Origin of the sequence: Caloramator quimbayensis (genome assembly GCF_900167605.1) — a bacterium.
In the GTDB taxonomy this organism is placed as follows: domain Bacteria; phylum Bacillota; class Clostridia; order Clostridiales; family Caloramatoraceae; genus Caloramator_B; species Caloramator_B quimbayensis.
Genome location: NZ_FUYH01000008.1, coordinates 45,540 through 58,791, shown reverse-complemented (window position 1 = coordinate 58,791; position 13,252 = coordinate 45,540). Strand labels below are relative to the sequence as shown.

At 30.5% G+C, this 13,252-nt stretch carries 11 protein-coding genes and 1 other annotated feature; of the genes, 3 read left to right on the top strand and 8 right to left on the bottom strand.

Annotation, left to right across the window (positions count from 1 at the left end; translation table 11 throughout):
* Window positions 1-3: 3 nt before the first annotated feature.
* From ilvC to B5D15_RS06755, 4 genes are all read right to left on the bottom strand, one after another.
* Window positions 4-996, bottom strand: coding sequence for a ketol-acid reductoisomerase (gene ilvC / locus B5D15_RS06770; protein WP_078696367.1), 993 nt, complete (start codon window positions 994-996; stop codon window positions 4-6).
* A complete protein-coding gene (locus tag B5D15_RS06765) occupies window positions 997-1,239 on the bottom strand; it encodes a hypothetical protein (protein ID WP_078696366.1) in 243 nt (80 codons plus the stop codon).
* Between the two features lie 116 nt (window positions 1,240-1,355).
* Window positions 1,356-1,657 (bottom strand) — a binding site (T-box leader).
* A 94-nt stretch (window positions 1,658-1,751) separates the two neighbouring features.
* Window positions 1,752-3,443, bottom strand: a complete 1,692-nt coding sequence (locus tag B5D15_RS06760; protein ID WP_078696365.1) for a flavin monoamine oxidase family protein — start codon at window positions 3,441-3,443, stop codon at window positions 1,752-1,754.
* A 121-nt stretch (window positions 3,444-3,564) separates the two neighbouring features.
* Window positions 3,565-4,140, bottom strand: coding sequence for a 4Fe-4S binding protein (locus B5D15_RS06755; protein ID WP_078696364.1), 576 nt, complete (start codon window positions 4,138-4,140; stop codon window positions 3,565-3,567).
* 397 nt (window positions 4,141-4,537) lie between these two features.
* Here B5D15_RS06755 and B5D15_RS06750 point away from each other — a divergent pair, with 397 nt between their 5' ends.
* From B5D15_RS06750 to B5D15_RS06740, 3 genes are read left to right on the top strand one after another with little or no spacing between them, the layout of a single operon-like run.
* Window positions 4,538-5,362 (top strand): 5'-methylthioadenosine/S-adenosylhomocysteine nucleosidase family protein, encoded by an 825-nt coding sequence (locus tag B5D15_RS06750; RefSeq protein WP_078696363.1) that lies wholly within the window; start codon window positions 4,538-4,540, stop codon window positions 5,360-5,362.
* Window positions 5,334-6,347 (top strand): SPL family radical SAM protein, encoded by a 1,014-nt coding sequence (locus B5D15_RS06745; RefSeq protein WP_078696362.1) that lies wholly within the window; start codon window positions 5,334-5,336, stop codon window positions 6,345-6,347. The genes B5D15_RS06750 and B5D15_RS06745 overlap by 29 nt, the downstream gene beginning before the upstream one ends.
* 39 nt (window positions 6,348-6,386) lie before the next feature.
* A complete protein-coding gene (locus B5D15_RS06740) occupies window positions 6,387-8,867 on the top strand; it encodes a hypothetical protein (protein WP_078696361.1) in 2,481 nt (826 codons plus the stop codon).
* A 332-nt stretch (window positions 8,868-9,199) separates the two neighbouring features.
* Here the strand turns inward: B5D15_RS06740 and B5D15_RS06735 are convergent, their stop codons facing one another.
* From B5D15_RS06735 to B5D15_RS06720, 4 genes are all read right to left on the bottom strand, one after another.
* Window positions 9,200-10,534, bottom strand: coding sequence for a DUF4179 domain-containing protein (locus tag B5D15_RS06735; RefSeq protein WP_078696360.1), 1,335 nt, complete (start codon window positions 10,532-10,534; stop codon window positions 9,200-9,202).
* Window positions 10,535-10,537: 3 nt separating this feature from the next.
* A complete protein-coding gene (locus tag B5D15_RS06730) occupies window positions 10,538-11,005 on the bottom strand; it encodes a sigma-70 family RNA polymerase sigma factor (RefSeq protein WP_078696359.1) in 468 nt (155 codons plus the stop codon).
* 405 nt (window positions 11,006-11,410) lie between these two features.
* Entirely contained in the window at window positions 11,411-12,061 is a 651-nt protein-coding gene (locus tag B5D15_RS06725) for a vWA domain-containing protein (RefSeq protein WP_078696358.1), read from the bottom strand.
* 129 nt (window positions 12,062-12,190) lie between these two features.
* On the bottom strand, window positions 12,191-13,084 hold the full coding sequence (locus B5D15_RS06720; protein WP_078696357.1) for a macro domain-containing protein: 894 nt from the start codon (window positions 13,082-13,084) through the stop codon (window positions 12,191-12,193).
* Window positions 13,085-13,252 lie beyond the last annotated feature (168 nt).

Below are 13,252 nucleotides of genomic sequence, written 5' to 3'. Positions count from 1 at the left end.
AAATCACTCCTGTATCCATGACATCATTTTTCTTAAGTTCTTTCCTACTTCAACTATAGGATGTTCAAGCTCTCTTTTCTTCATTGCATTAAAAACAGGCCTGTTAATCTGGTTCTCAAGAATCCATTCCCTCGCAAACTCTCCATTTTGAATTTCTTCAAGAACTTTCTTCATCTCATGTCTTGTATCTTCGTTAATTATTCTTCTTCCAACCATATAGTCTCCATATTCTGCGGTATCGCTGACGCTGTATCTCATCCTTTCAAATCCGCCTTCGTATAAAAGATCAACTATCAGCTTCATCTCATGAAGGCATTCAAAATATGCTATTTCCTTTTGATAGCCTGCTCCAACGAGGGTATCAAATCCTGCTTTTATAAGCTCTGTAACCCCACCACAAAGAACAGCCTGCTCTCCAAACAAATCCGTTTCAGTTTCTTCTTTGAAGGTTGTTTCAATTACTCCTGCCCTCGTAGCTCCAATGCCCTTTGCATAGGCAAGGGCAAGTTCCTTAGCCTTTTTAGAGTAATCCTGATATACTGCAATCAGGGATGGTACTCCCTTTCCTTCGAGATAAACCCTTCTTACAAGATGCCCTGGTCCCTTTGGAGCAACCATAAAAACATCCACGCAGTTATCAGGAACTATCTGATTAAAATGAATATTAAATCCATGGGCAAAACATAGAGCATTTCCTTCCTTAAGAAAAGGTTTTACATCTCTCTCGTAAACCTCCTTTTGGCTTGTATCAGGAATTAACATCATAACTACATCGCTTTCCTTTACCGCATCGCTTACCTTTAATACTCTAAGCCCGTCATTTTCAGCTTTTTCCCATGATTTACTTCCTTCATACAAACCTACAACAACGTCAACTCCGCTATCCTTAAGGTTTAATGCATGGGCGTGCCCTTGGCTCCCGTACCCTAAAATTGCAACCCTTTTACCCTCAAGTAATTTTAAATCCGCATCCTGATTATAATACATCTTTGTCATTTAACATTCCTCCTCTAATTCTTTTATTTCATATACTCCAACTACTTTTTTAACCTGAAGCATAGCTTCATACAATCCAAGATTCATATTCTCATTAATAGTAATAGTAAGGCTTCCCCTTTGTGAATCAAGCTCTTTAAAGTTAACACTCTCGATGTCAAAGCCCTTTTTCCTCAAAGCAGAAACTATCCTTAAAAAGGGGTCAATGCTTGGAATTAATGATACATAGAAAGTTTTTGACACAAATATCCCTCCCATTTTTATACAATGTTCAATCAACTATGTAATGCTGAGAATAATTTATCTTTAGCAGCTGCAAACTCAATAAAAAAGTCCTTCATCCCATGGATATAACTATCCATTGGGACGAAGGACTTATCCTCCGTGGTACCACCCATCTTTACGAATAAATATATCCTAAAATTAGATATACTTATTCGCCTCGTTAAATCAGGTCGGAATATCTTATTGCAAAGTGCAATAATCAATCATAACCATATAGCTATATATCGGTAGCTCCCGTCCTCATCTACTCACATTAAAGCTTTCGACTTGGCAGCTCCGGAGTGATCATTACATACCCATTGAACACTAACTTTCACCAAACGTTAGCTCTCTGAAGTTCAATTAAAGGTATCTTTGTCTCCATCTCAGCCTTTTTATATGTTGATAAAACATTTATTTTTTAGAATTATATGACATTTGAAATTATTTGTCAATATTTTTCAAAAAAATATTGATTTATTTAGATTGTTTTACTTACTATGCCTTATATTATTTTTACAAATGAATTTTGCAGCTTCATTTGCTGCTATCATACCGCTTTGAAGAGCCCCCTGCATCCAAACGTGTTTTTGCGAAACATGCTCCCCTGCAAAGAATACCCTGTTATCCATCTCTGGTCTTGTAATTTCATAGGAGAATAAAGTTTTCTGACCAGAGAAGGGAAGGCACCCTCCACCCCATATATATTCAATATTTGCCCATGATATGCTCTGCCATGATAAAAGATTTCTATAAATATACCCCCTATAAAGTTTATGAACCTTCTCAACGCTTTCAACTACATCATCTAATCTAAGGCAGCAATTTTCATTTCCAAGCCTTAGTGCATTGTTTCCCCAATTGTAGGATGCAAGCAGAACGCCGGGCTTTTTTGAAGGCAAAACACCTTTAAACGTCCATCCATTATATACTCCTTCAATAGGTACTGAATTATCTGAAGGATAGAATATCGAAATTGGAATTAAATCTGTAAGGGAACTTCCTCCAACTATTCTTTTATCCTCCCCTCCATATTCCCAAAACCTTTCTTTTAGAAACAGCAGAGTTTTTTGGGCATATCCATAGTTTAGTTCCGCTATTGCCTGAGACTTTAAAACGCTAAAGGGTGGAACTACAGTAACTCTTCTAAGGCTTGAAAATGGTATTGCACAAATTACTACATCAAAGGCTTTAAAATATTTGTTTTTACAACCTTCTCTAATTTCAAGTATTATTTTTCCTCTGTCATCTTTATATATTCCATCAACAATACTATTAAATCTAAAGGCTACCCTGCCAATATTTTGATTATTCAATTCCATATAAAATTTTTCTGCAAGTTTAATCATACCTCCATCAATATAGTAAGTAAATCCAAAATCCGCAGTATATGCCTCCTGAAGTATTTCAGTAAGACCTATATTTAAAAAACTCTCTTCAAAGGCTGAAAGAAAGCCTATCATAGAAATTGCATCCTGACTCAATCTAAGATTTTCATATGCCTTTCTTAAGGTTATACTATCTATATTTTTAATAGGCTCTGAATAATTTTTTTTAATCTCAATAAACTCTCGTCTAATCTTTGGCGAAAGACTATTCAAATACTTGTTTACTATTTTTTCCGATAATTTTTGCCATGGAGTTTTTCTCTCTTCTTCAGTTAAATTATATTTTGGATATATATTTTCTTTAACACTTTTTCCCTGTGAATCATTCCTTGCATAACTTCCTCTTATATAAAATAGACCATTTATATTTTTTGATGCGAAGGGTCTTGTTTTAAGCTTAAAATGATTTATATAATGCCATGTTGTCTCATGGGATACTCCTATTCTCATTGCTCCAACTTCACCAAAATACTGCTTTTCTCTATCGAAATATATTGTATTAACCCTGCCTCCTATTCTATTTGAAGCCTCAAATATAGTAATATCGCATCCTATCTTTCTAAGTTCATAGGCAGTACAAAGTCCCGAAAGCCCTGCCCCAATTACAGCAACAGAAACACCATTTCCACATCCTTTAGGTACAATAGTTTCAATATTCTTTGGAGGACTTAACAATTCTATTATATTGCAAAAATCTTCTTCCCTTCCCGACTGATTCAAAAGATACTTTAACTGCAAAAATCTTTCTTCATCTGTAGGATTATCCCTCTGATAGGGTACAATATTTTTATTCATACACTATCCCCATTAAATATCTTTAATAAAAAATATGATACACAGGGACGGTTAATGAATATTTATCAAACAAAAACATTTAAATTTAAGAAGGGTGTCATAAACAGAAGATGAATTCTGTTTATGACACCCTTCTTTTATAAAGAATAACATCTGAAATTGTATTAACTGGACATATCGTGCACCATGTTCTTGGCTTAAATAAAAATCCAAGAATCAAACCTATAGTAGTTGTTGTAAACATCATCGAATAAATTCTATAGGATAGATGCACAGCCCATCTTGAAATACCTTCAATTTTAATAAGCTGCGGTATTTTCCATGGCAATTGGAAAATCATCATGAATCTGATTCTTTCCATTCCACTGTTCTTTCCTTTAAATACCATTATTGTCGAAAGAATCAAGACTGTTAAATTAATACAAAAATAAAATAAGAAAATCAATTTAAATTTTCCTTGTGTCAACCATCTTGGTACTGCTTTACCAGTTAAAGATCTGCCTTTAAAAAGAAAATTAAAAAGGCTTGCTCTTGGGCAGTACCCCTGGCACCAAGTTTTTTTTCTGTTTTTTAATAACAAAGCAAAAGGGATTATCATACATAAAAATCCAAGCCATGCAAATAGAATATTAAAAAATCCAAGTGCGAAAAAAAGTATTGTCACTAAGTATAAAAAATCTGTCCATCTCTTTTTCATTCTTATACCCCCATATCGATAATTATTTTTTAATCACAACAATGTGCACATAACGCAGTCACAATTATACCATACAGGGGTATATTCGTGCAAATGTAATTTCATAGAAAGTCAGGTTAAAATAAAATAACACTACTTGCAATTTTAATTTAAATTATATCTGTAGCAGACTGCTCCCTCAACCTGTTTAAGCCCTTCGCTAATATATAAAGATTTAGCTCTTTCGTTTTCTCCGTTTATAATTTAATGCTTCAAGTCTCATATCATTCACATCCTTTCTTACTATAAGTATAAAACACTTTTATTAAATTTTCATTACCGTATCGATATTTACTCTGTTTGTATTATCTGATAAAATTTCAATATGCAGAACTGAGATTGGAGGAATACCCATATTATGGTGTTTATAGTAACTGCTTTAATGTTAGAAGCTGCTCCTTTAATCGAGCATTACAAATTAAAAAAAGACATGAATATAAATAACTATCCGGTTTACAAAAATGATGATATAACCCTTATAGTTAGCGGCATTGGAAAAATAAAATCTGCTATGGCAGCTGTATATATTTTATCAACCTTTAAATGTAAAAAAGAAGATATACTTATAAACATAGGATTTTGCGGTGCGACAAGCTTTAAATATAATCTCGGAGAGCCTATTATTATAAACAAAGTTAAAGATATGGACACAGGAAGGGATTATTATCCCGACGTATATTGTGGAAAAAATATTAAAAAGGGTACATTATACTGCTCATCAAAACCTATGTTTAAAGAAGATTATATTGATAATAATGACACTTTCATTGATATGGAATCATCGGGCATAATGGAGGCCAGTCAAAAGTTTTTATATGCTCACAATACCGTAATATTAAAAATAATATCTGATTTTTTAAATCCAGAGGATTTAGATAAGGAAATCCTTAAAAGTTATATAAAAAGAAATTTAACCTCAATAGATGAAATAATAGATGAACTTAAAAATCTGAATCATTCATTAAGAAATCCTTTTGAAGATGAAGAAAAAGCAGTAAATATTCTCTGTGAAAAACTAAACTTTACAGAGGCGATGAAAAAAATGCTCTTTAAAGAGGTCAGAAAATCAAAGCTTAAAGGTTTAGAACCTCTTAGCATACTAAATGAGTTCTGCAATATAGAAGTTAAAATTAAAAAAGAAGGGAAGAGAGTTTTTGAGCAGATTATCGAAAGACTCAAATAAATATTTTTTTGATTCTATTTATATAGAAGAGGATGCTCTAAATTATCCTATAACAAAGAATATAATAGAAAAATATAATGCTTCTAATTTTATTGTTATAAAGCACTATAAGGACGTTTTTAACCGATTAAATCAAAATTTTTCTGTTCAAAAACAAAACCAGTCCCTAATACTTGCTGTAAAAAATAAGCCCTTTATATATAGGGGGCCTGATGTTTGCCAAAACTTTGGATATTCTAATTTTTACTACACTTCATTTTTACTAAACTGTATTTTTGACTGCGAATACTGCTATCTTCAGGGCATGTACCCCTCTTCTAATATTGTTGCCTTTGTAAACATAGAAGATTTTAAATCAGAAATTAAACATACAGTTTCAAAGGAAACTGCTTTTCTTGCCGCCTCCTATGATACTGATTTAATAGCCTTTCACAGCATAATACCTTATATGGACTACTTTTACGATTTTTTTAAAGATTTGCCAAATCTTTTAGTGGAGGTCAGAACTAAAAGCGCTAATGATATTTTTTATAAAACACATAAACCCATAGACAACATTATTATAGCCTTTACCCTATCCCCTCATGAAATAATAAAAAAGTATGAAAAACACACTCCATCTTTAGATGTTAGAATAAAGGCAGTAAAAGCTGCTATATCACGAGGCTTTAAAGTTCGAATATGCCTTGACCCTATTTTTATAGGAGATGATGTTGATTCTTTCTATGAGCCTTTTTATAATTATTTATTCTCTCAAATAAACCCCGATGATATTTTAGATATAGGCTACGGATTTTTCAGAATGTCTAAGGATTTTTTTAAGAGGATAGAAAAAATAAGATTCGATTCCCTCCTTTTTTGTGAAAATTACAGCCTTAAGGATGACGTTTTATCCTACCCTGATAATCTTCAAGAGAAAATTATGGAAAAACACTATAAAATCCTCACTAAGTATGTAGATAGAAATAAAATATTTTCTTTATAAAATTTAGATTTAGTTCGATATATATATGGGGTGAATTTTATGAGGATAAATCAGGCAGTCTTTTCAATTATAAAAAAAGGATTTTTAAGAGGATACGACTTTGATGTTTTAAAAGCATCAAATAATATAGATAAAATAGATATAAAGGAAATTAAAGATATTTTAAAACCAATTATTGCAATTCTAAAAACCAAAGAAAAAAACGAAAGCAAAAATATAGTTTCTTTTTTCAGGCTTAGCAGTGGTAATTTTTGTATGTTAAAATGCAATATAAATGATATTAACAGCAGCTTTGCTCATGCTTTAATTTTTAACGAGATGCTAAGTTTTCATCCGGTAAAGCTTATAAACTCTGATGCATTTATAGAAAACCTTGAGGATTTAGATGACAAGTCCTTGATAGATTTAGATAATATAAATCCTTCAAATGTTATTTCAAAGGATACAATTAAAGATTTTTTATTGAAAAACAGACAGTCAAATTTTAAAAATCTTTTAAATGCTTTAATATACTGCAGTGAAAATAAAAGTTCAATATACATAAATGGTAGTGATGATAACTTAATTTTTTTAATAGCTGCCCTTTCAATGTGCCTTCCTATAGCCCTCTCACACAGCATAACTTTTTCAACGGATATGCTTTTGCCTATTGAATGCATGATATATGGTGTAGATTCATACTGTGAAAATAAAGAATTATTATTTGATTTTAAAGACCAAAATATTCCTTCAACTGCTGATTACGAATTTTCAAATTATGCATTAAACTATTATTTAGGATCAAACATTGATTTTGGAGATTTTAATAACTTTACGGAGGACTGCAATTATACTTTATTAGACAGTAAAATAGACAACTGCCTATGTCTTTATGAAATAATAAAAAGAAACAAAAATTTAAAGGATGAGGAAAAGAATGTAGATATTTCCTATATAAAGCCAGCCTTTGAATTTGCATCAGAAAATATACCCGATGATTTTATATTAAACATATATAACGCCCTTGAACCTTCGCTTCAGGTTATTTCAAGAAGCATTGAATTAAATTCTATAAAACCTTTTTCCAAATTTATATTTAAAGTAGCACAAAAGGAAAAAATACCTTCATTTATAGACAAAAACTGCTACTACTTTTATGCTGCAATAGATATTATTGCTATAAAAAACTATGATGCTATAAGAAAACTTTTAGATTTTTTTGAGGAAATAGCTAAGGATTTTGAAGATATATCCTACGCAATTTTTAAAAATGCAGTTTCAAAGGAAAGAATAGAATTTTTAAACGTTTTATTGTCAAGAGAGGAACTAAAGAACAGAGGAGCATTTTATCTTTATATTGTTGTAAAAAGTCTTATAAGCCTCGGGTACAGTTATAGCCAATCCCTTAAAACAGAAGGTTTAGAAATCTTTTTAAATAAATGCTTAAGCGTTTTATATAAAGAGGCAGAATATATTCCAAGAATACTAAAAACTTGTGAGGAAGATATAGAATACTTCATAAATATAACAGAGCTTATATATAAGAATATGGAAGGTACTATTCTACCTCATTTATTCATTAAGCAGTTTATAAGCTCAATAGATACATTCAATGAAAAGGATATATTCATTATAAGAAAAAAAATAATAGAAAGCGATTATGAAAGCATAATATATGAGGAGTGCGTCGAAAGACTGAAAACTTCAAAGGATGCGGTTCAAAGCTTTTCAAGCATTGAAAAGGATATTCTCTCTGAGTTTCCTAATTTTACAGCAAAATTTATGAATGACATCATTAAAAATTATTTTGAATTAATACCTATTGAAAAACTTTTTGAGCAATGCAAAAACATACTTTTAAAAGCAGAAAGCGGAATATATAACTTAGATGATATTATTTTAAAAATTCTTTTTAACTGTTTCGAAAGCGGTATTGATTTCAATAACCTTAACGAAGAATTAAAAGATTATATATACAAATTTAAAAAGCTTAAAAACTTTAGAAATATAAAAACTTCTCCTGATATTACTGAAATGCTCTATTTAATATATTCTGCTGTGGAAAACATGGATAAGGACTATGAATTAGATGATATAATTTCACTGCCAATTGAAACGGGAAAGCTTGAAATTGATAGATACTTAAGCTTTATAAACTTAAGCCTGCCTATAATGCTTTGTTCAATAAAATCCTTCAATGACCACAGAAAAGTTATAAGATACTTTGATGTTTTTGATATGGGCGAGAAATTTTTAAATCTTTATATTGATAAAATTGACAATTTATTTGAAAAAAACAAAGAAAAAGCATACACCGCCCTTCTTCATTTTATTATTTATTTCTTCTACTGCCTTGAACCAAAGTACAAGCTCTCAGGGGAGGAAAATACCATTGAATCAATAAGGGAAAAAATAAAGCATACTATAAAAACCCTTCCAAAAAACTTATTTATAAGGCTAAAGGAAGATGTCCCCATTGAGTTTGAAGCAATCGGCGTAAGCCTACCTTTGCAGTGGCAGGACATGGTGAAAGAATTTTAATTGACGGTTAGTGTGAAAATATAACTTTACAAAAAAGGAAAAAAGTACAAGGTTAGTGACGGTTACTTATTTCATACACAATATATGCAAAATTAGGGGGACATGCATAAAATATTATGTCTATTATTTTATATAATAAGTAACCGTCCCTCCTGTTACCTTTGATAAGCCTAAAACTTTTTCATTCTATCGTTGTGGCTACTTTTAGTCATGCCCTGTTACTTATTATATATAAAACTTTTATTTTCTTATGGCAAAAAAGTACGGTTAAAAATTTTATAAATTATTCTTAACCGTACTTTTCACTGTAAAGCATATTAATAAGGCTATAATTATTTTATATCAACCTTTACTTCTTGCATTATTCCCTTACATGCTCTTTCAATTTTTATCTTTAATAGTTTTGTATTAGGGTAAAGATTTTTTATGATAATATTTTGACTCTCCTTATCATTAACTCTTGCATATCCATAAGAAGCGACATTGCATTTTTTCCCATTCTCATCATAAACATCACCTAAATCTATTCCTCCAACATAATTATATCTTTTCATATTATTATTAATTTCTTCATCAGTAATTTCAAACCCCAAGTTGAGCTCATTATTTCCCTTATTTATATATTTTAGTCCTATTCCATAGTTAGAACTATCTATAAGTTTATTATTTTCAATATCAACAGTGATATAATCATCCCTGTTAGGGATAAAATATATTCCATCAAAGCTTAGCTTCAGGTGATTTGATTTTGAAAAAAACGGGCTTTCAAATATATATTTGTTTTCACATTCATTTTTATCAGATAAAGTTGAAAGATAGTTTTTATAAACCGTACCCCTTTCATCTATAATACGGGCATTTACTAATCTGAAAGCCTTATATTTATCACTATTAAAAGAAACATTAATCTCACATGTTGTAGGAGAAATCTTCACTTCTCCAATTTTAACTTTAATATCACCAATTAATAATTCTCTATTAATTGAGTAGTTATTTGATTGGCTGCCTGAATAATCAGGGATTTTAATCTCAACCTTCCAGCTTCCTTCAATACTTGTATAATTATCACCATCATTATGTTTTATGTCTATCATATCAGAACTTAAATATATAATTGGAGGGATTTGTTTATTTTCTATAAAATGAACATCTATGCTGCCTTTAAATAAATTATGATTATCATTTGGAGATAACATGCCATAACTTAATGTACATCCTTCTATTCTTTTTCCCTTTTCATCCGCTAATTCTATTCTTCTCATATATATATCATTATATGGTTCTTGTGTTTCAATGGAATAAAGTATAACAAGCCTCTTATTGTCAAATATAATATTGTCTACGGTAACTTTTATCCCCTTATCCTCTGCTGATTTATCAATGGTATTTATATAGCCTTCTTTTACTGCGTTTTCAAGGCCCTTATCAAAACTTACAAGCTCTACAATATTTTTTATTATAGGTATTCTCATCATCGACTGGGCAAAAACTGAAGAAGTATTTACCGCCAAAGTGAACACTGCCAAAACTACTGCTATGGATGTGCTTAAATTCCTTATAAAATTTATTCTTCTTCTTTTTTTTGCTCTTTTTAAGGATTTCTCAATAGTATCATCTAATTTATCAGGAATTTTAATATTTTCAAAATCCATTTTTATATTATCCATAACCTATTCCTCCTTTAATTGAATTCTTAAAAACTCTAAGGCTTTGTGAAGGTTATTTTTAACAGAGCTGTCGGATATGCTTAATATTTCTGCTATCTCTTTTATTGTAAAATCATAAAAATATTTCAATATTATAATGGTCTTTTGAATACCAGTTAATAAATTTATTCCATTATATAAGTCCACATATTCTTTTTCTTCTATTTTAATGTCAGCCTCATCTATACTGCCGCATATTTTCTTTTTATCTCTTAAATAATCAATAGCACAGTTAATCAGTATTTTTGTTATCCATGTTTTAAAATGCTCACTTTTCCTCAACTTTTTATAAGATAAATAAGCTTTAAAGACTGTTTCATCTATTATTTCAAGTGCACTATTCTCATCTTTTACATACAAAAATGCCATTTTATAAAGATACTGCTTATAATCAGTTATTTTTTCTATAAACTCTTTTTCACTTATAGACAAATCCTGCACCTCCAAGTCAAATTTTCCATTTCATATATTAGACTCTATTATTTGAATTTTGTTTTTTGTAATTTTGAAAATTTGGGGACGGTTACTTATTATAGCCAATTCTTGTCTTAAACATTTATTTTTCAAATTCGAATTTATACGCTACATGCTACCCCTTAAAATATTTCAATTAAATATAAAATAATAAGTAACTGTGCATGACTAAAAAATAGCCACAACGACGGAATGTAAAAGTTTGTCACTTGTCAACTGGGTGGCACTATTTCCGGTGCTTGGCATCCGATATGTAATATTTATCCAAATATGGGAATGCTACATTTTCACACTAACCGTCCCTTAGGTTGTCTATTTAACCTAAAAAGCCTCTTTCTTTTCATAGAAAGAGGCTTTTTAAAATTATCTTCTATTTCGTTTTTCAAAATCTTCATCAATGCGTCTTTTCCAGTCTTTTGATATTTTATGGTTTGTACGAAAACAGCTTATGGTCTCGCTTATTACTTCATAATTAAGTAGTGTTCCTTTACTATCAGCATTATAATTTGCTGCTTTATCCCTGCTTATTCCAAAACGCTCTGCTGCAGAAATTGCATCTATATTAGCACCAAGGAAGATAAATTCCCATCCATATTTGCTTTTTTCATGCTCTATCATCTGCCTGACTTTTTCATAGCTAAATTCAATGCTTGCATTTTCCATACCATCTGTAATTATAACAAACATTACATGCTCTGCTCTCTCTTGTTCTTGTAAACTTTTCTGCTCATTAACTATTTTATTTATAGTTTTTCCTATTGCATCTAAAAGTGCAGTAGTTCCTCGAACATAATACTCTTTTTCTGTAAGAGGCATAATATTTTTAATATCAATACGATAATGCAAAAGCTCATATTTATCATCAAAAAGTACAGTAGTAACTAAAGCCTGTCCCTCCTCTTTTTTCTGCTTTTCAAGCATTGAATTAAATCCTCCGATAGTATCGCTTTCAAGCCCGCTCATAGATCCACTTCTATCAAGTATAAATACAAGTTCAGTTAAACCTTTTTTCATAGTGCTCTCCTCCAATACTTTATTTTAATTTAAGGATAGCACTATATATTTTGAGATATGTCGTCTTTCAAGCGACATTTTTAATAATATAATCCAAAAAAATTATTTTATTTTTTTAAAGCTTTTATTTTATACACCAAGCAGATTTTGTTCAAAGGCAAACAAGGCTTCATTTATTTCAAAAACATTATAATTTTCTTCTTTAATGAAATACTCAATAATTATATCGAATTTGTTGCTGTGAGATAGTGCATAACCAGCCTTAGATAGTAAATCCTTTGTCTCATCAAGGTTTAAATGAAGTGCTATTGCAAAAGCTATTGCAGTTGACTTGCTTGGTTTATAATTTATATCGCTTCGTATTTTTGAGAATAGTCTTCTATCAACGTTTGCTCTTTTATAAACCTGTGCATCTGTTAGTCCCTTTTCATCAATAAGTCTTAAAAGCATCTGCGTAAAAGTCTCATCAAGCTCATTTACTACATCCTCAAGACTTCGTTTTTTCTTAGTTGAAGGCACAGCAGTCTCTGCAAATAGGTTTATTTGCTCTTTATTATATATAATATCCTTTTCAATGATATTATATCTTTCAATTATATGCTCTTTTACATATCTATCATCTATATATTGCCTTATTGATGAAAATAGCTTTTCTGAAATTTTAAATGCATCCTTATTGTAAACTACTAAATAAACCTTAATGTCATTATTTAAAAGGAAATCCCCTATTACAGATATTGCAACTTTTAATCCTTTATCTACTGGATAACCGTAAGCACCTGTGGAAATTAGAGGGAAAGCTATGCTTTCAAGATTATACTCTTTTGCTATTTTAAGTGAATTTTTGTAGCAGTCTGATAGAAGCTTTTCTTCATTATAGTTTCCTCCCCTCCATATAGGTCCTACTGTGTGGATTACATATTTTGCAGGAAGATTATATCCTTTTGTAATTTTAGCCTGTCCAACTTCACACCCATTTAATGTTCGGCACTCTTCAAGAAGCTGTGGCCCTGCTGTATACACATAAAAAACTCATGTCAAACCCTCACTCCCCTTAAACCCTTGTCCCATCTATCCTTAACCCTATTTATCTAATTCTTTCCATATAAAAAAGTCATGTCAAAAATCACCCATTTTCCTTGCTCCTATCTCCTATTTTCTTCCTATTTTTAGCCTCATTTTAGATAAAAA

What these genes read in the sequence shown, in the direction of transcription:
- B5D15_RS06760 (WP_078696365.1), bottom strand. Translation starts at nt 3,443, where the DNA reads ATGAATAAAAATATTGTACCCTATCAGAGGGATAATCCTACAGATGAA.
- B5D15_RS06740 (WP_078696361.1), top strand. Translation starts at nt 6,387, where the DNA reads ATGAGGATAAATCAGGCAGTCTTTTCAATTATAAAAAAAGGATTTTTA.
- B5D15_RS06725 (WP_078696358.1), bottom strand. Translation starts at nt 12,061, where the DNA reads ATGAAAAAAGGTTTAACTGAACTTGTATTTATACTTGATAGAAGTGGA.
- ilvC (WP_078696367.1), bottom strand. Translation starts at nt 996, where the DNA reads ATGACAAAGATGTATTATAATCAGGATGCGGATTTAAAATTACTTGAG.
- B5D15_RS06735 (WP_078696360.1), bottom strand. Translation starts at nt 10,534, where the DNA reads ATGGATAATATAAAAATGGATTTTGAAAATATTAAAATTCCTGATAAA.
- B5D15_RS06755 (WP_078696364.1), bottom strand. Translation starts at nt 4,140, where the DNA reads ATGAAAAAGAGATGGACAGATTTTTTATACTTAGTGACAATACTTTTT.
- B5D15_RS06750 (WP_078696363.1), top strand. Translation starts at nt 4,538, where the DNA reads ATGGTGTTTATAGTAACTGCTTTAATGTTAGAAGCTGCTCCTTTAATC.